Annotated in this window: 24 protein-coding genes; 9 read left to right on the top strand and 15 right to left on the bottom strand. The window is 35.3% G+C overall.

The annotated features are described in order from the left end of the window. Nucleotides 1–91 precede the first annotated feature (91 nt). Together WAK64_RS07025 and WAK64_RS07030 are read left to right on the top strand one after the other, a co-directional pair. Complete coding sequence (locus tag WAK64_RS07025) at nucleotides 92–751, top strand: Type 1 glutamine amidotransferase-like domain-containing protein (RefSeq protein ID WP_336586238.1); 660 nt, start codon at nucleotides 92–94, stop codon at nucleotides 749–751. Between the two features lie 343 nt (nucleotides 752–1094). Further along, on the top strand, nucleotides 1095–1550 hold the full coding sequence (locus tag WAK64_RS07030; RefSeq protein WP_336586239.1) for a GNAT family N-acetyltransferase: 456 nt from the start codon (nucleotides 1095–1097) through the stop codon (nucleotides 1548–1550). Nucleotides 1551–1777: 227 nt separating this feature from the next. Here the strand turns inward: WAK64_RS07030 and WAK64_RS07035 are convergent, their stop codons facing one another. Genes WAK64_RS07035 through WAK64_RS07045 form a run of 3 tightly spaced genes read right to left on the bottom strand, consistent with a single transcriptional unit; the run spans nucleotide 1778 to nucleotide 3718 of the window. Continuing rightward, nucleotides 1778–2485: a hypothetical protein gene (locus WAK64_RS07035; protein WP_336586240.1), complete on the bottom strand. Its 708-nt coding sequence runs from the start codon at nucleotides 2483–2485 to the stop codon at nucleotides 1778–1780. Further along, nucleotides 2478–3353 (bottom strand): ABC transporter ATP-binding protein, encoded by an 876-nt coding sequence (locus WAK64_RS07040; RefSeq protein ID WP_336586241.1) that lies wholly within the window; start codon nucleotides 3351–3353, stop codon nucleotides 2478–2480. The genes WAK64_RS07035 and WAK64_RS07040 overlap by 8 nt, the downstream gene beginning before the upstream one ends. Nucleotides 3354–3355: 2 nt before the next feature. Beyond that, nucleotides 3356–3718 (bottom strand): GntR family transcriptional regulator, encoded by a 363-nt coding sequence (locus WAK64_RS07045; protein ID WP_336586283.1) that lies wholly within the window; start codon nucleotides 3716–3718, stop codon nucleotides 3356–3358. Between the two features lie 635 nt (nucleotides 3719–4353). Here WAK64_RS07045 and WAK64_RS07050 point away from each other — a divergent pair. Then, the gene (locus WAK64_RS07050; protein WP_336586242.1) at nucleotides 4354–4827 is read left to right on the top strand and encodes a GNAT family N-acetyltransferase; all 474 of its coding nucleotides are present in this window, start codon (nucleotides 4354–4356) and stop codon (nucleotides 4825–4827) included. 276 nt (nucleotides 4828–5103) lie between these two features. Here the strand turns inward: WAK64_RS07050 and WAK64_RS07055 are convergent, their stop codons facing one another. The 3 genes from WAK64_RS07055 to WAK64_RS07065 all read right to left on the bottom strand — a co-directional run bounded on the left by WAK64_RS07055 (nucleotide 5104) and on the right by WAK64_RS07065 (nucleotide 8235). Continuing rightward, a complete protein-coding gene (locus WAK64_RS07055; RefSeq protein ID WP_336586243.1) occupies nucleotides 5104–6351 on the bottom strand; it encodes an esterase/lipase family protein in 1248 nt (415 codons plus the stop codon). A 592-nt stretch (nucleotides 6352–6943) separates the two neighbouring features. After that, complete coding sequence (locus tag WAK64_RS07060) at nucleotides 6944–7321, bottom strand: DoxX family protein (protein ID WP_336586244.1); 378 nt, start codon at nucleotides 7319–7321, stop codon at nucleotides 6944–6946. Between the two features lie 41 nt (nucleotides 7322–7362). Further along, entirely contained in the window at nucleotides 7363–8235 is an 873-nt protein-coding gene (locus tag WAK64_RS07065) for a pirin family protein (RefSeq protein WP_336586245.1), read from the bottom strand. Nucleotides 8236–8455: 220 nt separating this feature from the next. Here WAK64_RS07065 and WAK64_RS07070 point away from each other — a divergent pair, with 220 nt between their 5' ends. After that, nucleotides 8456–9022 (top strand): TetR/AcrR family transcriptional regulator, encoded by a 567-nt coding sequence (locus WAK64_RS07070; RefSeq protein WP_336586246.1) that lies wholly within the window; start codon nucleotides 8456–8458, stop codon nucleotides 9020–9022. A 227-nt stretch (nucleotides 9023–9249) separates the two neighbouring features. After that, nucleotides 9250–9708, top strand: a complete 459-nt coding sequence (locus WAK64_RS07075) for a nuclear transport factor 2 family protein (RefSeq protein WP_336586247.1) — start codon at nucleotides 9250–9252, stop codon at nucleotides 9706–9708. Nucleotides 9709–10079: 371 nt separating this feature from the next. Here the strand turns inward: WAK64_RS07075 and WAK64_RS07080 are convergent, their stop codons facing one another. Continuing rightward, nucleotides 10080–11615, bottom strand: coding sequence for a hypothetical protein (locus tag WAK64_RS07080; protein ID WP_336586248.1), 1536 nt, complete (start codon nucleotides 11613–11615; stop codon nucleotides 10080–10082). A 247-nt stretch (nucleotides 11616–11862) separates the two neighbouring features. On the opposite strand from WAK64_RS07080, the gene WAK64_RS22380 reads away from it, so the two are divergent. Beyond that, nucleotides 11863–12003 (top strand): GNAT family N-acetyltransferase, encoded by a 141-nt coding sequence (locus tag WAK64_RS22380; protein ID WP_419465903.1) that lies wholly within the window; start codon nucleotides 11863–11865, stop codon nucleotides 12001–12003. Between the two features lie 27 nt (nucleotides 12004–12030). Here the strand turns inward: WAK64_RS22380 and WAK64_RS07085 are convergent, their stop codons facing one another. From WAK64_RS07085 to WAK64_RS07110, 6 genes are all read right to left on the bottom strand, one after another. After that, nucleotides 12031–12639, bottom strand: coding sequence for a dienelactone hydrolase family protein (locus WAK64_RS07085; protein WP_336586249.1), 609 nt, complete (start codon nucleotides 12637–12639; stop codon nucleotides 12031–12033). A gap of 257 nt (nucleotides 12640–12896) precedes the next feature. Further along, nucleotides 12897–13433 carry an outer spore coat protein CotE gene (locus WAK64_RS07090; protein ID WP_336586250.1) on the bottom strand — a complete coding sequence of 179 codons (537 nt, stop codon included), beginning with the start codon at nucleotides 13431–13433 and terminating at the stop codon, nucleotides 12897–12899. 585 nt (nucleotides 13434–14018) lie between these two features. After that, the gene (locus WAK64_RS07095) at nucleotides 14019–14429 is read right to left on the bottom strand and encodes a hypothetical protein (RefSeq protein WP_336586251.1); all 411 of its coding nucleotides are present in this window, start codon (nucleotides 14427–14429) and stop codon (nucleotides 14019–14021) included. Continuing rightward, nucleotides 14426–14647, bottom strand: a complete 222-nt coding sequence (locus WAK64_RS07100) for a helix-turn-helix transcriptional regulator (RefSeq protein ID WP_336586252.1) — start codon at nucleotides 14645–14647, stop codon at nucleotides 14426–14428. Before WAK64_RS07100 ends, WAK64_RS07095 begins: the two co-directional genes overlap by 4 nt. A gap of 614 nt (nucleotides 14648–15261) precedes the next feature. Further along, nucleotides 15262–16029: an ABC transporter permease gene (locus WAK64_RS07105; RefSeq protein ID WP_336586253.1), complete on the bottom strand. Its 768-nt coding sequence runs from the start codon at nucleotides 16027–16029 to the stop codon at nucleotides 15262–15264. Then, nucleotides 16029–16964, bottom strand: a complete 936-nt coding sequence (locus tag WAK64_RS07110; RefSeq protein WP_336586254.1) for an ABC transporter ATP-binding protein — start codon at nucleotides 16962–16964, stop codon at nucleotides 16029–16031. The genes WAK64_RS07105 and WAK64_RS07110 overlap by 1 nt, the downstream gene beginning before the upstream one ends. A gap of 503 nt (nucleotides 16965–17467) precedes the next feature. Between WAK64_RS07110 and WAK64_RS07115 the strand changes: the two genes are divergently transcribed. Beyond that, on the top strand, nucleotides 17468–18526 hold the full coding sequence (locus WAK64_RS07115; RefSeq protein WP_336586255.1) for a DUF3900 domain-containing protein: 1059 nt from the start codon (nucleotides 17468–17470) through the stop codon (nucleotides 18524–18526). A 242-nt stretch (nucleotides 18527–18768) separates the two neighbouring features. On the opposite strand, the gene WAK64_RS07120 is transcribed toward WAK64_RS07115, so the two are convergent. Next, a complete protein-coding gene (locus WAK64_RS07120) occupies nucleotides 18769–19080 on the bottom strand; it encodes a putative quinol monooxygenase (protein ID WP_336586256.1) in 312 nt (103 codons plus the stop codon). Between the two features lie 513 nt (nucleotides 19081–19593). Between WAK64_RS07120 and WAK64_RS22385 the strand changes: the two genes are divergently transcribed. Together WAK64_RS22385 and WAK64_RS07130 are read left to right on the top strand one after the other, a co-directional pair. Next, entirely contained in the window at nucleotides 19594–19890 is a 297-nt protein-coding gene (locus tag WAK64_RS22385; RefSeq protein WP_419465907.1) for a TIGR04104 family putative zinc finger protein, read from the top strand. Nucleotides 19891–20178: 288 nt separating this feature from the next. After that, on the top strand, nucleotides 20179–21120 hold the full coding sequence (locus WAK64_RS07130; RefSeq protein WP_336586258.1) for an NAD(P)-dependent alcohol dehydrogenase: 942 nt from the start codon (nucleotides 20179–20181) through the stop codon (nucleotides 21118–21120). Between the two features lie 313 nt (nucleotides 21121–21433). Here WAK64_RS07130 and WAK64_RS07135 read toward each other — a convergent pair whose 3' ends face one another. Next, a complete protein-coding gene (locus tag WAK64_RS07135) occupies nucleotides 21434–22258 on the bottom strand; it encodes an MBL fold metallo-hydrolase (protein ID WP_336586259.1) in 825 nt (274 codons plus the stop codon). Nucleotides 22259–22370: the final 112 nt, after the last annotated feature.

The raw sequence follows: 22370 nt of genomic DNA on the forward strand, positions 1-22370 counted from the left end.
GTTTGGGCAATCTAAAGAAGATATTATCCATTAATGGTTGCTACAACCAAAATATATCATTATACTATTCATAAAATTGGAAGGTGATTTGATGGATAAACATTTATTTCTTTTTGGAGGTGCTCCGCCATTTACTTTCGAGATGGCCAAGCAATTTACTAACTTAGCAGCTAGACACCAGACTCCCGTTTCCATTTTATTTGTTGAGCGAGATGGCTGGGAAAACTATATGCCAAAATATATAAGCATCCTAAATGAGTTAGGTATTCAAGAATTCACTTTATTGCCTCTTCCTTCTACTCCAGTCGACAAGGTCATGACATCAATCAAGAATAGTGCTGGCATTGTTATAGGAGGCGGTGATACGAACCTGTATGCTGATTACATTGTGGATACTCCAATCGGGAAGGAAATTAAAGAGCGGTATGAGCTAGGTATTCCAGTGGCTGGTTTTTCAGCTGGAGCGCTAATAAGCCCCGAACTATGTCTTATCTCTCCTCATGATAATGTTGAACAAAAAACTCAATCTCGAAAAGGTTTAGGCTTAATTTCTCAAATATTGCTTGCCGTTCACTTCTCTCAATGGAACGACGAAGATCATTTAAGGAAAGCCTTAGAGAACTTTAGCAGCCAGCTACATTTCGGAATAGACGAAGAAACTTGTGTTTATCTTAAAAATGGAAAGCTTGAAGCAATGGAAGGGGAAGGCGTCTATTGCATAAAAAATAAGAAATTAGTAAAAATCCATTAGTAAAATGGCTGACAATCACTCTATTACAATATACAAACGGATTTTTTGACAGTCATTGTAACAAAAGGGACTGCTTTTACGTAAAACAAGCCTCCTCTTGCAAGGTAAAGGGTTCCGTTCTGAGGTGCATTGTAAAAAATGTCTGCTTAAATAGCTGTTAAATCAGCTTTGAAAATGACTAGATAAACTTTATAAACTCGTTAGTGCATGACAAGTTTTCTTGTTAGAAGAAAAATGAAAATGTGGTTATATGGAGTCTAACAAACGGGACAGGTTGTTAGGTAAAGAAATGGGAAATGAACACTAAAAATTAGAATAAGCCATAATAAAAAGGGGCGTTAATATGTACCAATATTTCAACGGCTTAGTAATAAGAGAAGGTACCGAGGGAGTTCCTGCTGAATATGTTGAAGCCTTGTTTGAAGACGCTGGATGGGCAAGGAATACACCATCTTGGCAGAAAGAGAAGTTTTCGTTAATATTCAAGAACTCAACTTGGGCATTTACTGTTTGGGATAATAACAAAATGATTGGGATGGTAAGGGTTATCTCAGATCAAATTATGGCTGCTAACCTAATGGATTTAGTAGTTTTATCAGAGTATCGAGGAGAAGGTATCGGTAAAAAACTCGTAGAGCTTTGTGTTCAAAAGCTTCCCCACGGTGATTGGTTTGCACACACATCAGCTAACAATTTCAGCTTCTATGAGAAATGTGGCTTTGAAGTAAAAGACCTTACCCAAAATGGTACATGTGCGTATTACGGGTATATAAAAGCACGTAAAGATGGACATAGATAAAGGGTTATCGGTATAGCTAAGAATACATTAATATAATAAGGGTATAATATTGGGCCTTTTTTTGGTCCTTTTTAACATACTAAAATTTTTATTTATCAAAAACAAACCTACTATATACAATAAAAAAGACAAACCTTTACTATGATTATGGTCTGTCTTTTACTATTCTATTTGTATTTTCGCTTCTCAAGGTGAACTAGGGGCACGAACATACTGCTTTTTTAACATTAACGAGTGCTAGCTGCCATCGTTGATGCTTTTCTAATAAGAAGCCAATTTTGAAAAAAGACGATGCTTGTTAAGACGAATAAAAAGCCAAATTGAATGCTTAATTGGCCATTATTTACTAAAAGCATTCTCTCTATCAGAGCCTCCCTAGAAGTTGGTAAGACGAAAAGAAAAACAAGGACAGCAACTGTACTAAAGCCCCCAACTAATCCATAACGATAGATAATTGTCCCAAACAAAATGCCAAAACCTAGAAAAACGAAATTTAAAAAGGCAAGCAACCAAAGTTCATTAAACCACGTATTGGAAAGGCTAAAAAATTGTAGCAGTGAATAATGGGTGATTCCCTCAATGCTTCCTAGCTTAAGCAACCAATCATATCCGTAGCTAATGATCAAATGGACAAGAGACATTCCAACTGAAAGAAGGAGTGTAAACAATGCAGAACCAAGCATATATTGATGTCGTGTTACACCCATTTTAATACAAAATGGGAACGTCTCTTTCGTCATATTAATTCCTGACACTATACAATAAATCAGAACAGGGAGGCTTGTAACGATGACAACGTTCCCTATTCCGTCACCTATCAAACCGATGAGGGAAAAGCCTATCAATGAACTAATAAGAATGGTCCAAAACACCCCAAGAGAAAAACGATAGTCAAGTAAGAAATAATACAAAACCGCTTTTAACTCTTTATACATGAATCGTTTCCTCCTTTGAATCCGTTAAGTGAACCATTAACCTTTGCATTGTACTCCGCTCCGCTTCCAATCCGACCGCTGTTGCCTCTTCAATGGAAAATGCTTCTCCATAGACAAGAGCTGTTTTAATACCCATTATCTCTTTCTCATCAATTACGTTCTTTCCTTTAATAAACGTGTCAACCTTCTCTCTTGCCCCGCTGACCTTTATGCTTTTTTGAATTAAGGCATCTGCACCTTCCTGAAACAGGATTTTTCCATCCTTAAGCACGACCACTTCTTCAAATAAACGGCTTACTTCATCAATTAAGTGAGTAGATAAAATAAATGTCCTTGGATACCTTTCAAATTCTTCTAGTAAAAGATCATAAAAAGTGTACCGTGCTGAAGCATCTAGACCAATATATGGCTCATCAAGAATGGTCATTTTAGCACGAGAGGCAAGACCAATGATAATACCTAGAGCAGACTCCATTCCTTTGGAGAGTCCTCGTGCATTCACATTCGGCTTCAACTGAAATTCCTCCATCAACCGGTTCGCTGTATTTTGAGACCAATTTGGATAGAACAAGGACGAAATTTTTAATACATCCTTTACTTTTAACCTTCGTTTAAAATTACTACTTTCATTAATAAAACATACATCTTGAAGAACTCTACGATTATTAAATGGTGACTGACCATTTATTAAGATTTCACCACTGGTCGGTAGCGTATGCCCTGCTATTAATTGCATAAGCGTTGTTTTACCAGCTCCATTTTTTCCAAGTAAACCATAGATTGTATTCTCTTTAAACGAAACATTAACATTTTTTAAGGCGGCATGCTTACCGAACGTTTTACATACATCACTCACGATTATGGTCATTTCTAATCCTCCTTGGCAAGTAAGAATTGGAGTTCGTCCTTCGTAATACCAATTTTATGGGCCTCTTTTTTCAATGGAATCATATAGCTTTCATAAAAAACCTTTTTTCTTTTTTCTAGTACGATTTCTTTCGCGCCTTCCGCCACAAACATTCCTATCCCCCTTTTTTTAAAAATAACACCTTCCTCGACAAGTAGGTTCATTCCTTTGGCTGCAGTTGCTGGATTAATTTGATAATGCTTGGCAATTTCATTGGTCGATGGTACTCGATCCCCTTCAGAGATAGACTCATCTAGAATACCTGACTCAATCTTATCTGCAATTTGTTGAAAAATTGGCTTATTGGACGTTAATTCATGATCCATCATCAACACTCCACTGGTTAGTTAGTTATGTAACTAACTATATAACCCAATAAAAGGAAAGTCAATATTTTTCTGAATATTACGACCTATATATTTAAAATATGGATGAAAACACCCTATTTAATTACCTCTATAAATTAAAAAAGTAAGTGTTTAGCCATTAAAATTTAACAGAAACCTATTTATCAACATTAATAGAACGGATTTTCAAACTAATATCTGTTGGAATACTATGGTATAATAATTTTTAAAATATTGATAAACAGTGGAGCCAGAAATTCTTTTTAATGGAAAAATAAACAATCGAAGTTCATGCCAACATGATTTTCTGTTATTTCGTTGACCACATGACTAAAAACTACCTATTCCCTTATGAATTGAAGAAGGAAATCGACATAGTACTTAATATCAAATGGATTTAGCTTATGTACATACTTAAATAGGTGGATAAGTTTACTCTAGGTTTTATTGGTTATCTTCTCTTTTCACCGCATTCCTTCCTTTTCTTAGACCTATTTCCATCATTCATAGAATGGGTAGGATTTTATTTCAACAAATCTATTACGTTAAAACTAAGCTATATGATTTCCAACAGAAATTAGACGAAAATAATAGGTATAGAAAGGATGATTTTTATGACCGCTGTTGAACTTACAAGCATGACAGAGGAAGAGTTTAGCTCCTATTTTGATGAAAAGGTGGAAAGATATACGGAAGTTTTATCTCATCATGTTCATGAGGAAGGTGAAGAACCTGTTGTAAAAGCTGCCAAACAACTTAAAGCCCTTTTGCCTGAAGGAGTGAATACACCTAATCATTATTTATTTAACGTTAACCATGGTTCGAAAAGAATTGGTTTTGTATGGCTTAAAGTAGAATTAAACAAAAAGAGTGCCTTTCTTTATGAAATTTACCTCTTTGACGAGTACAGAGGGAAAGGGTTTGGAAGCCAAGTAATGAATGATATAGAGAAGTGGTTAATTAAAAAAGGTGTTAACTATTTTAAACTTCACGTTTTTGGAAGCAATACTGGTGCTAGAAAACTATATGAGGAATTAGGTTTTGACCTTATGGGAATCAATATGATGAAACCAATAGGGCCTTCATAATGGAGCAAACGATAGTGGAACGTACACTTGTGACGAATAAGTGCTTAAATAGTGGAAAGTCATAGATTTTTGTATATGTATCTATTTGTCAACTCTATATAATAATAGAAACCACCTAATAAGTTGACCTTGTTACAACAGACTATTCTATTACTACCTTTAACCACTAGTACTATACATACATAAAAAAAGAAATCATTGATGAAGGGTGTTTCATCAATGATTTCTTTTTGTTTACCGTTGATTTTTGATAGTTAGCTTCTCCATTGAATTCCCTTAATTGCTAGGTAAAGCAGCCAGGTTTGTAGCAATTTCTTTATAAAATGCATGAATATCACTTAACCCAAGCGTATCCGCTAAATCAATTCCAACAAAATCTATGTGGTCCCACCTATACAAGGTGTCATGGTAATTCCAAACCCCTATTTCAGGGTTATCAACATTGACCTTTTTTGCAGGGTGTCCGGACGGATATTGAGAAGAAGGAACACTCACAAGTCCGTCATTTGCATACCACGTTGAATCGATTCCAAATTCACTATTATCATATCTACCTAATAAATAGCCTGCTGGATGAAGAATCGGATTCATTGAAAGTAACGGGATCCGATAAGAAGTGAAAATAGAATCATAGGTTGCATCCCCTGTGTATGAAAAATAGTAGACGTCATCATATGTCTTCATAAAATCATTTAATTCTTTTGCTCCAACTGTCGTTAAATCATATTGACTCGTATCAGCCGTTTCCCAAAACGAATTAGCAAATAATCGATCGACATAAGCTGAGAGTGACTCTCCTGAACGACGTTTTAACCCCCAATGGTCCAAATCAAAATTATAATTAAAATAATCATTAGTATAATAATCAGCTAATGAAATATACTTCCAAACAAATTTTTTGAGAAAAGGAACAAACTCCCCCGCTTCATCTGTAACTGCTGATCCATTATGAGGTGTCCCAATGGTAGTTATACTATGTATCCAGTCTTTTCCACCAGCATATAAAGGAGACATCTCCTCTCCCTCAGGATTCGCCTCATGAAATTCTTGTTCTTCTACACTACCTGATTTCAACAATTCTCCAAGCATACGAGAGGTTTGTCCCCCCATACTGTGCCCAATTAAATGCACCTTATTTGTATCGTCCCATTCATCTAAAACACCCGGATATGTCTTACCAAAACGATCATGTTGGTGTTCCTGAGCGTGCGCTGCACCATAATCAACTGTTCCACCACGTAGATAGGCATATAATTCTGCCGCTCGATCCCAGTTACTAGAAACCGGTCCAATTGAAGCTACATGTGTTTCAAACCCATTTTGATTAAGGTCTGCTTCAATATCTCGAAGCCCTCCCCAATAATTAAATCCCTTCACCTCTTCCTTTCCCCATCCGCCTAGGCCATGAACAAGAATCATTGGAAATTCATTCTGATCCCCTTCGAATGAAAGCGCTTTCTTTTCTGGGGATAATAAAACACATATTGCTCCAATAAATAAAAAACTAACGAACCATTTCATCATACCCACTCCTTTTTTCAGAATCTTCTGCCATTATCATATCCAAATTTTATTCGTCTACCAATAGGTCAATAGTTTCATTTTTACTATTTTCACTATTTGAATGATACTATCTCTTTTTACTAGTGAAAAATGAATGATATGAGCTGGTATTGTGGAATAACTAAAATATGACCTCTATCAAAAAAACGTTTATCGCTTCTTTCTCTATTGTTTATGGATATTAGTTCACAACCTTTTCTTAACCCATTCCCATTATTCGAATAAGAAAAAGCGATCCTACATTTTTGTAGAATCGCTACCAGTTAACTATATTATCTTATCTGGTTGACCTTTAAATTTAGTCATATGAATACAGTAGTCAGGAAGAGTATCTCCCCAGTGGGACTCAATCCCGAACTATAGAAAGGTTTATCAAACTATTAATTAGTCAATAAACTGGGCTAATTCTCCGACAGGATTTCTATACCCTCTTAGTCAAATCCTTTCTTTTTCGGACTTTCCTCATGTCAATAATATTGGATTATGTTATTCTTTTTAACTTGGTGTACATGTATCAGGCTTCCCATTTAGTTTAGTGTTTTAATAGAAACTTTTACAAACTAAAAGGACCAGAACCGTAATAAAAAATCATTAATGTTGTACCCATTAGAGCAAGGTTCTTGAAAAAATGCACACTCTGAATTTCCTTCTCATCATCTGGCAATCTCCAAAAACTGTGAACAATAAAGGTTGTCGGTATTAGAAAAATGAAAAGAAGAAACGCCCCAATTTCTGCATAGAAGCCAAAAGCAACACTTAAACCACCTACTAGGGAAAAGAAACTCATAGCAGCAGCAGACAATTTCGGAAAAGGAGCTTTAGTTTTCTTCACCATCTCAACTGTATTTGTAAAATCTTTTAAATGATTAAATCCTGCCGAGATAAAAATAACTGAAAATAAAATCCTTCCAATTAAAAATAAAATATCCATCAATTTTGTTCCCCTCTCATTGATATCTTTGTATATTGTTTTTACTTTTTTACAGCAGATGGGCCAAATACTCCTCGCTGGAGATCTCGAAATGCCTCCCTAATCTCTTCCTGCGAGTTCATTACAAATGGTCCACCAAAAGCTATTTCTTCTCGAATAGGAACGCCTGAATAGATCAATACTTTGGACTTGGATACGGCCTTTATTTTTAATTCACTACGGTTAGACACGGTACCTTCTTCATTAAAGGACAAGGTAGCGGCTCCAGTTTTAGCTATCTTAGTTTTACTTTCTCCAAACTCCATCTCTCCTGCCAACATGTACAAAAATGAATTATGATTCTCAGGCAAAACATGTGTATAGTCCGTACCCTCACGGAGAGTGATTTCTGACATTGTAATTGGCACCAAACTTTTCATCGGTCCAGTTGCTCCAGCGATTTCACCTGAATATACACGAACCGTTCCACCATCGATATTCACAACAGGTGCATCTTCAACGCGAATATTTTGATAACTTGTTTCTGTTTGTTTCAGACTTTTTGGCAGATTCAGCCACACTTGTAAAGTATGAATAAGATCATCATCAAAAGCCTCTTCCGCATGTCTAGCTGCCCAACCTGCATTCATGTATTGAACATCGCCAGCGTCCAACAGGCTATAACCGCCAGCATTGTCGATATGTTCAAGCCTTCCATCAACCACATATGTTACAGTTTGAAAGCCTCGGTGAGGATGGTCGGAGAAGATTCCACGCTTATACCAGTCTTCAGCCATCAAAATAAATGGGGAAAATTCTTCATTTTTTTCAGGGTTTAAAATAATCCCTTGTTGAACATGAGGATATCCATTTTTACTATATTTTGGATACCAAAATTCTCTTACTTCTCTATTAAATGTTGGTTTACTTGACATCTCATTTCCTCCTTATAACTTACGTACAAATTTTTAAATTTTCATGTGGTTTCACAAACTGCAATTACTTTACAAGTGTTGCGTAAAGCAACACTTGTTGTATACTGAAGATTATAAATGTAGTTAGTTTAATATCCTAGCAACAAAAAGCTCATTTTGTTGCATAAGCTACAGTTTATGTAAAATGTCTAAAATCATTTTGGAATGGAGGTATATCTTTATGATTGAGGGAAACACAGACCTACGTTCAGTTCGAACTAGGAAATTCATTATTGATTCTTTGATAGAACTCTTGGAAAAAAAGGATTTCAATAGTATTAAAATCAGTGATATTACGTCAGGGGCCATGATTAATCGAGCAACCTTTTATCACCATTTTCTCGATAAATATGATTTGCTTGAAAAAGTAATAAAAGAAGTTTTAATTGAGAATGTACTTCAGGAACTGTCGAATAATAAAGAATTCAATGAGGAAATGCTGAAGAGTTTATTCATATCCATTACAAAATTTCACATGAGCTTATCTGACCGATGCCAGAGAAGTTATCATGATATGGCTGTCAATATAGAAACTATATTAAAAAAGGAACTTGAACAGATAATCTTACAATCACTATTAAATAAGTATCCGGATCAAAGTGATGAAAAGCTAAGAATGATTGCCACTATGTTAAGTTGGATGATCTACGGAGCTTCAATTGATTGGAAGCAGAACAGCAATAAATCACCAGAAGATTATTTGGAATATGCAAGTTTGTCTATTAGGGAATTATTAAGAATGGAATAGCTTTAAATTGGAAAGGGATGTGAGATTTGAAGTTCTTCCATTTATCACATCCAAAACATTACAGTCTCATTAATTCAAAATATTAGACAATTAGGGGAAAATGAGGATTATGCAACAATAACAGGTTTTTGTTACTTGAGCGAGAGTGAAGCTGTGCCTACAATAAAGTTATACAACAATTGTTCGATATACGACAGTGGTTGAGTACTTTTTTAGCAGGATTTAAAATGACTAATCAAAACAATACATCCGTGAATATTTCCCCAGTAGCAGCGTCCAACATTAAGGTGGCACAATCTATACTTGCCGCAAATAACAGCGAGGAGGGCTTTGAATACTTTGCGGACGACATCGTGCTAGAGTTCCCATACGCTCCTTCGCTCGACATGCCAGACCGTTTTGAAGGAAAAGAAGTTGCTACTACTTATCTCCGCCAGATGCTTACCCAACTCAAGGAGTTGAAGTTACACAGCATTCGTTCCTATGCGGTTGAGGGTGAACCCGATATTATCATAAATGAATACGAGGGGGACGCTGTGACTTCTGAAGGTAACACTTACACTCAAAGTTACATGAACAAGATGCTGTTTCTCGATGGTAAGCTAATCCTGCTCCGAGAGTTTTGGGACCCGATGGCGGTCATCGATGCCACCAACGGTAAGTATGAGGGAAACGTGAATGACTAAATGAAAGCAGAGAGGATCCCCCTCTGCTTTAGAGCATTTTCTATAAATACACCCTGTAATATAAATTGAAACGCCGTATACACAATCCGTACGTTCGATGTTGGGAGAGGGGCGAAGATAATCTAACTTCGATTCAGAGGTGGGTTTTGTACCACACTCTCTTATCTCAAACATTGTTATATTTCATTGTTTAATGGTTATCTTCATTCCCAAGAATTCCATGTATTACCTTGACTATCAAGTGTGAGTCCACTCATAATTCTATATATTCTCACACTGCACCCAAATCTCTATCACTTGCATATGGATCAGATTCAATTGAAGAATTTGTGGTGTTATTACTAGTTGAAGATTTTTGAACTTACTGATGTTTAATTATTTGATGACGCTACGCTAACGCTTGCCTCTGCTTCACCTTTCTCTTCTGCTTCTTTAGCTGTTTGCGCGACTCTTTTTGCTTCTGCCTCTTGTTCTGTTAAAGTCATATCGACTTTTGCTACTCTCTCTAAAAGCTTACTCTTTTGACTTTCATTTAAAACCTTGCTTACTAACTGTTCAACTTCTTTATATGTAGTACGATCTGGTGATTGTTCTAATTCCGTTATTTTCTCTGTCGTTGCTATTAAATCAGTATATTGAGTATTTGCAAGATCAAAATATTTCTTTAACGTTTGATAAAACGTTTCGTTTATTGATTTTACCTCTTCAATCTGAATACTTACCTCGTTTAACTGCTCTTTAGTAATGTTATCAACTAATATATTGTCTTTTAGTAATGAAGATATACTATTTTGTGTATCAAACATCGTTTGCACATTCTCAATCTCTTGCTGTAATTGCCCACTATCTGACTTATTTTCTACTTTTATTACTAACTTCTCTACTTCGAGAATTAAATCTGATGTAATGGATTCCGAGAGGGCATATGTCCACTCAGAATTGTCTAAATATTCTCCGACTACAACTACATCCCAATCTCTATCACTTGCATATGGATCAGATTCAATTGAAGAATTACTTTCTGATGATACAGTTTCAGACGACTTATTGTTAGCTTCTTTATTACTGGGAGTATTATTCTCTGATGGCTGTTTACTTGATGTAGTATCCTTTGAAGATGATTTTTCATTTGTGGTGTTATTACTAGTTGAAGATTTTTCCGAACTTGCTGACGTTTGATTATTTGATGACGCTACACTAACGCTTGCCTCTTGCTTCGCTCTCTCTTCTGCTTCTTTAGCTGCTTGCGCGATTCTTTTCGCTTCTTCCTCTTGTTCTGTTAAAATCGAATCGACTTTTGCCACTCTCTCTATAAGCTCACTCTTTTGACTTTCATTTAAAACCTTGCTTACTAACTTTTCAACTTCTTTATATGTAGTACGATCTGGCGATTGTTCTAACTCCTTTATTTTCTCTGTCGTTGCTATTAAATCAGTATATTGAGTATTTGCAAGATCAAAATATTTCTTTAACGTTTGATAAAACGTTTCGTTTATTGATTTTACCTCTTCAATCTGAATACTTACCTCGTTTAACTGCTCTTTAGTAATGTTATCAACTAATTTATTGTCTTTTAGTAATGAAAATATACTATTTTGTGTATCAAACATCGTTTGCACATTCTCAATCTCTTGCTGTAACTGCTCTCTATCTGACTTCTTTTCTACTTTAATTACTAACTTCTCTGCTTCGAGAATTAATTCTGACGTAATGGATTCTGAGAGGGCATTTTTATCTTCACTATATAAACCTAGTACGGAGGATTTCGCTTTTTCAAGATGTTCTTTCTGTTGCAATTCCAGTTTTTCTACTTCTACTGCTTGAACATATTTGTTATATGCAATACCACCTAAACCTCCTGTTACTAAGGTTGCTGATAGAATTCCAATAATGATTTTTTTCTCCATATTGAGCACCTTTCCATTATTATCTATTTTTCTACTATATCACAATCAGGTTCTGGTGTAAAAACTGCAACACCCATGTAAGAACTCTCAAAAACTTGGATATACTGGTACTATGATCTAAATTCCAAGACGCATTACCTACTATTTAGAGTTCCGGTGCAAAAAAATTTACTAGAGTAATAGAATTTCTATTTTAAAACAATTGACCATTTATGCTGCAATGCCAGACAAGGTATGTAAGGAAATTATGGGTCATTGTGGTTTAAGATATATTGATAATTCAGAATATATAGAAACTATCCATCTTCTTTATCCAAGGTACTGGGGAAAAGGAATAGGAACAGAAGCAGGAAAGGCAGTCGTTCAATATGCTTTTAACACTCTCTAAAAATTGATAAAATTGAATCATCTAAACCTATCTTGGTAGTCGTATTTTTTCTAGTAAAAACGCCTTTGTTTTATCAAACGTTCTTTGAGCTAAATCGTTACGGTAATATAAGGAATAGGGGTCACAAAACCCATGATGCCCTTCTTCTCTATATAACTCAATATTTGGGTGTTTAATTTTTTCCATTACTTTCTCGACATTAAATGATTGTTCCTCTTCTGAGAAAAATAATAACACCGGACATTGCGGATCTATTTTCACATAGTCTCGAATGCGTGAGCCATAAAACCCTACGATGCCCGCTATTTCTTGCTCATTACTACATAACCAAGCAATTGTTGCCCCAATACTAAAGCCTACAACAAATAGGTTTGTATATTTTTCTCTATTCAATTGTACGATTTCTCTTACTTTTTGTTGTGCAGTCTGAAACCCAATTTTACGCTGAAAATATTGATAAGCTTCCTCTTGTTTTGAATAGTCAAAAACAACCTTTGTTTCTAGTAAGTTTGGACAGACAATATCATAACCTTCAGAAGATAATTGCTCGCAGTAATCGAGTATATGCTGATTGATGCCATAAATTTCGTGTAGCACAATGATTAAGGTATCAGACTGATTAAAGATACGAATCAACGTACATCCTTCCTTTCCATTTGTGAATTAAATCCATTATTCGGTGTGAGCATGGAAAAGTGTAAACAGTGTCTTACACAAATATCTTGTTTTCGCATTATGAGAAAACTCTATAAATCCGAAAGAAATGGCTCAAATATTCCCGATTTTTCCAACTATTATTTCATTATAAAACACTTTAGTCCAGCGACTAAAGTGTTAAAAAATTCACTTCACTTTATTGACAAAAAAAACTAGGAAGAGTTTTCTTCCTAGTTTTACTCCTCAACATCTAGTAAGAAATCTGGATCCAGTTCTTCGAATTCCTCATCGTCAACTTCAAAATCCCATTCTTCATCTTCGGTTCCTTCAGGATCGAATTGAACAAAGATTTTCGTTTCGCCAATCACTTCAACAATAAATTCTCTTTCCACGTGTACAATAACCTTATTTCCATTAGGCGAGATGACGGCTTCTACACAATTTGGCTGTTGCAGAACTGTTGCAACCACTTCTTTGTCATCTAGACAATCTGGATCTCGGTATTTTAGCTTAATGACATCTGTGTATTCAACCGTTTCCGTTACAACGGCTGTTTTTGAATTATCGCTATAGGAATACCACACATTGATATCATACGAACCGGAAATTTCAACCTTCTTCCCATCCTTGCGTGCTTCATACTCATGATTTATGATCCAGCAGCCTAAAATGCTCGATGGATGTTGTGGTGGACTAATCGTATGATGGGACTGTGTAAATTTTCGCCCCTTCGCTACGACCGCCTTTGTAATAATCTCTCTGAATTCTGCCATTCGAGCGAACCTCCTCATTCATTTTCAATTCATCTTATGCCACATTCTAGACGTTTGTGCGATTAAATTTGGGTAGATGTCTAAAATGTTTCGAGATAGTTCATTCTATGCTTTTTATGAATGAATGTTCCCAAATACTTTTATGGAGAAATAACAAGAGAATTACAACTGAGGCCCCTTCTAAACAGATGTCGTCGAACCCTATTTCTTGGTCTGTATTGTATTTTGAAAACCTCGCTTCCATACAAGCACAACTTGCCCCTCATCTATATTTAATGAAAGAAGGTGAACAATTATGACTAAAGAAGGAATGTCCAATTAATTATTGTAAATTTTAACGAATATTCATCTACTAATAGGGGCGATTAGTTCTGTTCTAAGGAAAGGAAGTTTATACGATTCATGAGTTAGGTAGTGCTCCTGTAGGAAAATTGTTGTGGACGGAATAGTTGGACTGAATTTATGAGCCTATACGACAGAAGAGAAGCTGATTAAACATTTTTATAGATTATAAGGACCTTTTTAATACATCTGTTTACCTATAATAAAAAATGCTGAACCATCAAATCCTGTTTCCTTCATCAACTAAAAGACTTTAACCGTGACGAATGCTCCCACTATAATAACGATATACATGATCGATAAAGAAGCAATCACTGCACCTGTCTCAATTGTTTCTACTCCAAATGTAAATAAAGAGCCGAAGACGACACCGCTTCCAAATAAGACAACATATAATACAATAAGAAAATAATTCTTTAAAACATTTAAAACTCTTTCATCAATAGCTGGGAGGTTTACTTTTCGTTTCATTCGTAAGAAATAAATAAGTAAGGTGATGAATATCCCCCCGATTGTACCTCCTAAAGCAGCCCACATTAATTCAAACGGATATTCCCCCTCTTTCTTTCCAATAACTGCGAACCCCATTAAACCTCCGATGGTGATACATCCCACTAAAAACACAAAAATGAACAGTTGATTGCGTTTCTTCATCCCTTCTTCTCCTTTCTGTTTTCTAAATAAAAGACTTCTTCAATTGAAACGTTAAAATAATCGATTATTTTCAATGCCAATTCAAGACTAGGGTTATATTTCTGTTTTTCAATAGCATTAATCGTTTGACGAGTAATTTGCAGATCTTCTGCCATCTTCACTTGTGTGATTCCTCTTTGCTGTCGTATTTCCCTAATATGGTTAATTACTTTCGTCACAACCCTACCCCCAATCATGTAAAGATATCTTTACATCTACAGTATCATACATTATTTGGTACGTAAAGATATCTTTACATACCTGCAGACAGAAGCAAGTCGTGCGTGATTTTTCACAATAATACAAATGGAAATTGACTATGTTCATTACCTCTACCCACATCCTGGGTATACCAACCCTTATGAATGATTTCTAAATACTCGCCTGTCGAAAATGCGCATACATACAAGTGAGTCACTAAGTTCAAATTGAAATTTCTCAAGTCAGGGGAATGAAAAAACACGGAATCAAGAAATATTATTTTTATATTGATATAGGAAATAGTCCTATTGCCAAATAGGAGGAATACTAGCTCTTAAAGGAAATTCTTTGTCTAAGTATGTACTGTACATTTGGAGTAAAAAGGAGGATCGGGTTAAGGCTGGAAGCTAACTTCTGAAAGTCACCCCTTGTAAGAAAAAATTTTTTTAACAAAAAAGTAGCTACCAACAATTAAGTAGCTACTACTCTACTCTTTTCTTTTCGAAAATCAAAATATAAATACCTTTCCTTACGAAATTATAGATTTACGTTATGGAGTCGTAGTAATGACTGGATATTAATCCAACTAATTTTAGGACTTCCATTTAGTAATAATATTTTTTCGACTAAATAACCCGATGCATAAACGAAAAGCGACAAATGAAAGAACAACAGAGAAAGCAAGAATACCAATGTAAACTAATGGATTGGACAAAAATGAAAGAAAGACAACCTGACTAATGGACATCGCAATAATTGGCAAGATAATCAAGATACTAAACTGCTGTGCTGCTGAAACATTATTCACTTTTGATGAAACGATGATGCTTAAAGTTACACTAATTAATGAAACAAACGGCACTAAAAACATCGAACAAATGATCAAAATTGGTGAAAAGAATTCACCTGCTCCATCAAATGTGGAATAAACATATAGTAAATAAACCACTTGCATAATCCAAGTCGTCACGACCGGTGGAATCGAGAACGCTAAAATTTTCCCTAATATAAAATGCTTTGTTGTAATCGGGGTCACTAATACCGTTTCTAAAGTTCCTGTCATCTTTTCAGTAATGATACTGTTTGTTGCTAGAGATAATGGTAGAACAGCAGGGATGATTAGAAAAAAGAGAAAGTAAAAACGAGCAAGCAGAACCGTTCCTTGTGAATCGAGTACATTGAGCTGTGGATTTACTTGCTTGATGGCATCTAAGAGGATTTTAATATCTCCTTCCTGAGTATAATTGATAGTTAAAAAAGCCGCTAGGAGGAGAACGATTGGTGCAATCATGTTTGTTAGAAAAAGAGATTTTGTAGCAAAAATTTCTTTCCATTCACGTCTCATAATAAAAAACGGCACTATATCTCCCCCCGATCACTTTTAAGTAAGGCGTGATACGAATCTTCTAATGTAACTGATATCTTTTGAATATAGGTTACTGGGATGTTTAAAGAGACTAGCTTTTTAAGCAATTGATAATTATTACTGTCAGGATTATCTACTTTTAGTTTGTATTCTCCTCCATCTTGTTCAAACGCCACAATTTCTGGTGCATTTCGGAATATCATTTCAGCTTGACTATGATTTGATTCAAGCTTCATTGACACATTGTACATGGACCATTCTTCTCTAAATTTTTGTGGAGTCGTCAAACTAATTACATTTCCATCAATAATGGCAAATTGATGGCATAGTTCATCCACCTCCGATAGAGTGTGAGAACAATAAATAATGGTTTTTCCAGAATTTACCCAATCTTTGATTTGATTCTTCATTTCACGGATACTTATTGGGTCGAGGTTTGCAGTTATTTCATCAAAGAAGAGAACTTCAGGGTCATGTAATAATGCACAAATAATTGAAACCTTCTGCTTCATCCCTTTTGAAAGGCTCCCAGCCGGATCATCTTTCCGCTTCCAAAGATTAAATTGTTTCAAAAGCGTTTCGATTCGAAGACTTCGCTCATTTTTGGGCAGCTCATAACAGTGTGCGAAAAATTCTAGGTTGTCCCATACCGACAATCTGTTATAAATTCCAGGTGACTCAGTCACACACCCTACGATTCTCCTAATCTCCTTTCGATTGGAATGAATGGATTTTCCTAATATTCTCACATCTCCACCTGTTGGTTCCATTAAACAGGACATGATTCGTATCGCTGTTGTTTTCCCAGCCCCATTCGGTCCTAACAGCCCAAAAACAGTTCCCTTAGGAACCTTAAAGCTAATCTTCTTTAGTACTTCTTGATTTCCAAAAGATTTACTCAAATTTTCTAGTTCAACCGCATACTCCAACTAATCCCCTCCGCTTCCGTATGACTTAGGAAAATGAATATTTTCCTGTTTTACATGAGTTTTCTTATGGTATGTAACAACGTTTCGATTTATTTTTTTATTTCGATTTTATTAGAAAGAAATCCTTTGTTTTTTGTTAAAATATGTTTCTACTCAAAAAAGAACTTCTATATATTTTCTTCCTCTTGTATTAGATACTGTAAAAAATTCAATACGACTATTATTCTTTTAAAATCTAAGTTTTATCTCGAAATCGCTCCCTCTTATAACCAAAGGCTTAAATTTAGAATCACCTTAAAAAGAGATTTATAACGGTCTTTATGGAAACCCCTTTTTGTTGAAGTAGAAATCTAATAATCAAGACATCATCCATTCCGTTTGTATTGACTAAAAAAGACAGCCTTTAATTATCATATTACTTGTCAATGCAATTATTCTTCAGCTCATTGACGACGACTTCATCATTTCATATACTGATAAAATCGAAGAAAAAGGAGATGCATATGGATTTTACGATAAGCTATTTATCCTTTTACGTAGTACAAGTTGAAGGATCCGGAGAAGAAGCACATAAAAAATATAAACACTACCAAACAATGGACACAACAGGGTATGAACAAAGTCCACTTAAAACCTTTCTAGATGGTGAACTGGCTCGTATCGTGAAGCGAAAGGTCGATCGACACGCCAAATCGGATAATGCCCCAACGAAGATTGGGCGCTTCATCGTTGAACAAGGACATGACTTAACTTCCAATCCTAATTACAACCTATTCCATAAGGCACGATTCGCAGAGTCAACTGAAAAATTCCGAGAAATGACAGATGCTTTCGCACAAACCTATATCGATACAAGTGCTGTTCGGGGAGGTGTTTTCTTAGTCGTTTCAGCGAAATTAACAAAATTCTTTGATGACCCTTTCTTATTTATGCTGAAATGTGATTTTGAACCGAAAGTAGCAAGTATTACGGACGAAGCGACGATGATCCATAACGTTGAATTGGCCATTACAACGAAAAACATGAAAAGTATCGTCTATCCATATATGCCAGAGGAAGGGATGATGGATCCCGTGGAGTTAAAAATTCACCAAGCTTCACATGCTCGATATTTTGAAGATTTTTTAAAGTTTATTGAATATGAGCGATCGATGCCTGAAATCGTAAAAACTCAGGTGATTGAAATGGTCAGTGACCATATCGAAGAAGTATTTGAAGCTGAGAGTACGGAAAAAGCGGAGTTTGAAGAAGCTGTAGAGCATTGGGCCGTCAGTCCAAAAAGAGAGCTTCAAGAGAGGCTAACGACTGAACAAGTAATAGAGGCCACTCAACACATTGTTGAACAAGCACCTGAAGTTGAGCTTAAACTTAAGCTAGATCATATTTCAGTCAAGTCATTATTATCCGATTTTGGTGATACAGTTCATCTCGCAAAAGTCAACGGGCGGTACGTTCTTATGATTGAATCAGAACAAATTACGTTCGAAAAAGGCTTCTCACCTATCGAATTTCATAGACCAGATGATTTACACTCTGTTATTGAAAAAATTGCAAAGAAATAAAGGGAACTGATCGGTTAGCCGGGTGAGTCCATCCGTCTAAAAAACTTGACCCTCATCTATACTAAAAACATTCAGTGAAGAATTCCATATAACTGAAATGATGCAAATGCAGACTAAAATACTTGTGAAACCTGTGTCTTTCTAATGTAATGACGAAAAAAGAAGCCATTTTGAGACAAAATGGCTTCTTTTCATAAGGATGTACTGTTGATTTTCTATTCCGTTTAGCAATATTAAGTATATTAGTTAGAGATGCCCTTTCCTCCCTTCGGCTGCAAAGTACTGATTCTCTCCATTCCTGTAATAATTGGTTTGGAACGCTTGATCAATAATTGAGTCCCTTCAAGTGATAATGATGCTTGATGCGCATTCTCATCGCTCCACACTTCATAAACAAATACAGAATTTGGTTCATCGTCAGAAACATTAACTAAATATATTTGGCATTCATTCAATTGCTGCATCGATTCTGCTGCCTCCAATAGAATATTTACCAATGTGTCACGCTCTCCTTCTCTTACTGTAAATTTTACAAACAATCCAAATTTGCTCATATGTATTCTCCTTTATTTTAGGTTTCATCCTTCTTATTAAGTATTCTAAACTTCTATTGTTTTTTCCTATCACTTCTTCAATATTCTATTCCATTCCTTCAAATGTTTCAGTCTACTAACGCCTATAGATGCGTAATTCCATTAGTGTGCTCTATATTTAAGTATCGGAAAGGTTTGATCGCGTTAGACCTCCCATTCCTTCCATCAATCATTTATTTAGGCTATTTTCGTTAAAAATATTATTTTTTTACTAAAATAGCGTATGGAAATAAGTATATAAAGAAATTAGTGACATTGCGGGAGCATTTCTATCAATTTGAAAAATGAATAACACTTTTTTTATACAAGGTATTTTACAAAATATGCTAATATATAAGTATACATAATTATCTTATTCAACAAATAGACAGTTTAATAGGATAAATAAATTCAGTAATATTTACATAAGAGGAATTTGATATAACAAGATTCCCAAATAAATATGTATGAAATTTATTAACGTCGGACAAGGTGGTGTTTGCTTTGCAAAAATGTGAGAACTGTAACGAGCTATTTAGTTGGCGTAAAATTTATAAATCGTTATGGGTAGGAAATAAACCGATTAAATGTGAGAACTGTCAGGGAGAGCATAGGATAAAGCTTTCTGGTAGATTCGTCACTTCATCTTTAACGATTTTACCTATGCTTATATTTACTTCCTTCCTATCACCCTTTAGTAATCCTCTTTTATCTTTATGTATAGGACTCATCATATTCTTCATCGGGTCTTTATTTACTCCTTATTTCGTAAAATACACATGGATGAAATAAGCAAAAACTACCTAAAGGTGTTATACCACAACGAAAAAATAGTAAAAGTAACATAGGATACACCGTTTTTAAAAACAATACAAACTATCTTTTAGAAAACAGCCTTCATTTAATACCAATCCTATCTCCCAACTTCAGGCATTCGACCTCCTCTGAAGTCTTTTTTATATAGAATTCTTTTTTTAAATCATCAAGAGGAGATATTTACAATATACTTTTTATAAATGTAAATAGATTTGACAATCAGATAACCTACTAATGTGTATTAATAAAAATAATTAGGAGGCCATGATGAAAGAGAACCTTATGAGAGGGATAGTCTATGAAGAATATGGTGCGCCAGAAGTACTTCGTATAAAACAACTTAAAAAGCCGATACCAAAGGAATCGGAAGTATTAATAAAAGTCCACGCTTCTACAGTTACAAGAGGAGACGTAAGAATGCGAGCCTTCTCCGTACCAGTTATTCAATGGCCCTTTGCCCGATTGTATCTTGGAATGTTCAAGCCTAAAAGATCCATATTGGGGATGGAATTAGCAGGAGAAATCGAGGAAATTGGAGAACAAGTGACGAAGTTTAAGGTTGGGGATAAAGTATTTGCTTCTACATTGGAAGAGGATTTTGGTGGCTATGCGGAATATAAAAGAATGCCTGAAGATGGACTACTGACTTTGATGCCTGATCATTTACCCTTTGGCGAAGCCGCTGCTTCTGTTGGAGCTGGAATGACTGTCATTCGTTGTCTTGAAAAAGCCGATATTCAACAGGGCCAAGAAGTGCTTATATATGGTGCTTCAGGTGCAGTAGGTTCAACTGCAGTACAGATTGCCAAAAACCATTACGGCGCAAAGATAACAGCTGTATGTAGTACAAAGAATCAAGAGCTAGCTAAGGAATTAGGTGCAGAATATGTGATTGATTATACTAAGCAGGATCTTACACAATTAAATAAGAAGTATGATGTTCTATTTGATGCTGTAGCAAAGTTACCAAAGTCAAAAGCAAAGAAAGTTATAAGAAAAACTGGTGTTTACCTTAATGTTCACAAGGATACTGGAAGTCGTAAAACAAAAATAGAAGAATTATTGAAGCTGAGAAAATTAATTGCGGAAGGCAAATATAAGCCATATATAGATAGAGTTTATCCGATGGAAGAAATCGTTCAAGCCCATCGATATGTAGACTTAGGTCATAAGAAGGGGAATGTAGTGATTGAGATGATGACGTAGCCTTGCTACTCCCTTTTGAGAGGATCTCATACCTTGTTGTGTATGATGCTAAAAAAGTACGATTTCACTAATCAATAATAAATCATTCTTTGAAAAACCTGCAAAGAAACCTACTTCTACTCATGTCAATTTAATTGTTTCCTAATAGTGCTTGCCATGAACATGTTCATCACTGCCTCACAATCGTAATCATCCTTTTCAACGACATCATTATGTTCTCCTTCGTTCTTCCCTATGAAAAAAACAAGCCGATCTCCTACTATAACAGAAAATCGGCTTGTATTGACCTACATAATGGCCATAGTCTATTAAGCTATGTTGTAAATAACGTTCCTTCCAATGCTTTAATGTATCGATCAGCAGACCTTTGGACAGCTTCTCTAGCATCGCTCTCTACTTTACGCTGAAACGCATTGTAAATACGATCAAAGGTTAATAAATTGACTTTATCAGCCATTTCTCTCACTTTATGTGCAGGAAGTGGGATTAAATTTGGGTAGCTATACATAAAACTAACCCACCTTTGGTCTGCCACAACTTGAATAATGTCGCCGGTTAGTAATACACCTTTTTGATCATTTCCGCTTTCCCAATGTAAAACAGATCCTCCCTTATAATGACCTCCAATTCGATGAATAGTCAATCCGTTTGCTAATTCATAAGAATTTCCTGACCAAAATTGAATGTGGTCGCTATGTCTTGTCACCCATTCTCGATCATCTTCATGAATATAAATAGGCGCATTGAAGGTTTCCGCCCATTCCACCTGCGTTGAATAATAATGCGGATGTGAGAGCGCAATGGCCTGTACACCACCCATTTCCTTTAACTCTAAAATCGTTTTATCATCCAAGTATGTAATGCAATCCCAGAGAATGTTACACCCTTCATTTTTTATGAAATACGCTGCTTGCCCAATGCCAAATTTAGGCTTTGTAGCAATACTAATTAAGTTTTCTTCTTTATGAATCAATTCATTATGATATTGACCATTCTTTATCATTGTGTCTAATGTTGTCCATGATTGCCCATTCGGATTTACGTATTGCCTTTCCTCCGAACAAATTTTACATTGTGTCGGCTCTACATGAGATTCACCATATTGAACTCCACATGTTATACAAATATAATTCATCATATTTATCTCCTTTAGTCAAAAAATTAAAACATTTAACTATTTTACTATATAATAGATTTCTTCCATTATCATGCTTTTTTTCAACAAAAAAACAACGGCGAAGCTTGCCGTT

Source organism: Bacillus spongiae (genome assembly GCF_037120725.1).
In the GTDB taxonomy this organism is placed as follows: domain Bacteria; phylum Bacillota; class Bacilli; order Bacillales; family Bacillaceae_K; genus Bacillus_CI; species Bacillus_CI spongiae.

Bases quoted from the DNA above. Each gene is read 5' to 3' on its own strand.
- WAK64_RS07130 (WP_336586258.1), top strand. From the start codon at position 20,179: ATGATGAAAGAGAACCTTATGAGAGGGATAGTCTATGAAGAATATGGT.
- WAK64_RS07055 (WP_336586243.1), bottom strand. From the start codon at position 6,351: ATGATGAAATGGTTCGTTAGTTTTTTATTTATTGGAGCAATATGTGTT.
- WAK64_RS07095 (WP_336586251.1), bottom strand. From the start codon at position 14,429: ATGAAGAAACGCAATCAACTGTTCATTTTTGTGTTTTTAGTGGGATGT.
- WAK64_RS07075 (WP_336586247.1), top strand. From the start codon at position 9,250: ATGACTAATCAAAACAATACATCCGTGAATATTTCCCCAGTAGCAGCG.
- WAK64_RS07080 (WP_336586248.1), bottom strand. From the start codon at position 11,615: ATGGAGAAAAAAATCATTATTGGAATTCTATCAGCAACCTTAGTAACA.
- WAK64_RS07135 (WP_336586259.1), bottom strand. From the start codon at position 22,258: ATGATGAATTATATTTGTATAACATGTGGAGTTCAATATGGTGAATCT.
- WAK64_RS07060 (WP_336586244.1), bottom strand. From the start codon at position 7,321: ATGGATATTTTATTTTTAATTGGAAGGATTTTATTTTCAGTTATTTTT.
- WAK64_RS07090 (WP_336586250.1), bottom strand. From the start codon at position 13,433: ATGGCAGAATTCAGAGAGATTATTACAAAGGCGGTCGTAGCGAAGGGG.
- WAK64_RS07115 (WP_336586255.1), top strand. From the start codon at position 17,468: ATGGATTTTACGATAAGCTATTTATCCTTTTACGTAGTACAAGTTGAA.
- WAK64_RS07025 (WP_336586238.1), top strand. From the start codon at position 92: ATGGATAAACATTTATTTCTTTTTGGAGGTGCTCCGCCATTTACTTTC.
- WAK64_RS07045 (WP_336586283.1), bottom strand. From the start codon at position 3,718: ATGGATCATGAATTAACGTCCAATAAGCCAATTTTTCAACAAATTGCA.
- WAK64_RS07065 (WP_336586245.1), bottom strand. From the start codon at position 8,235: ATGTCAAGTAAACCAACATTTAATAGAGAAGTAAGAGAATTTTGGTAT.
- WAK64_RS07120 (WP_336586256.1), bottom strand. From the start codon at position 19,080: ATGAGCAAATTTGGATTGTTTGTAAAATTTACAGTAAGAGAAGGAGAG.
- WAK64_RS22380 (WP_419465903.1), top strand. From the start codon at position 11,863: ATGGGTCATTGTGGTTTAAGATATATTGATAATTCAGAATATATAGAA.
- WAK64_RS07030 (WP_336586239.1), top strand. From the start codon at position 1,095: ATGTACCAATATTTCAACGGCTTAGTAATAAGAGAAGGTACCGAGGGA.
- WAK64_RS07035 (WP_336586240.1), bottom strand. From the start codon at position 2,485: ATGTATAAAGAGTTAAAAGCGGTTTTGTATTATTTCTTACTTGACTAT.
- WAK64_RS07050 (WP_336586242.1), top strand. From the start codon at position 4,354: ATGACCGCTGTTGAACTTACAAGCATGACAGAGGAAGAGTTTAGCTCC.
- WAK64_RS07040 (WP_336586241.1), bottom strand. From the start codon at position 3,353: ATGACCATAATCGTGAGTGATGTATGTAAAACGTTCGGTAAGCATGCC.
- WAK64_RS07070 (WP_336586246.1), top strand. From the start codon at position 8,456: ATGATTGAGGGAAACACAGACCTACGTTCAGTTCGAACTAGGAAATTC.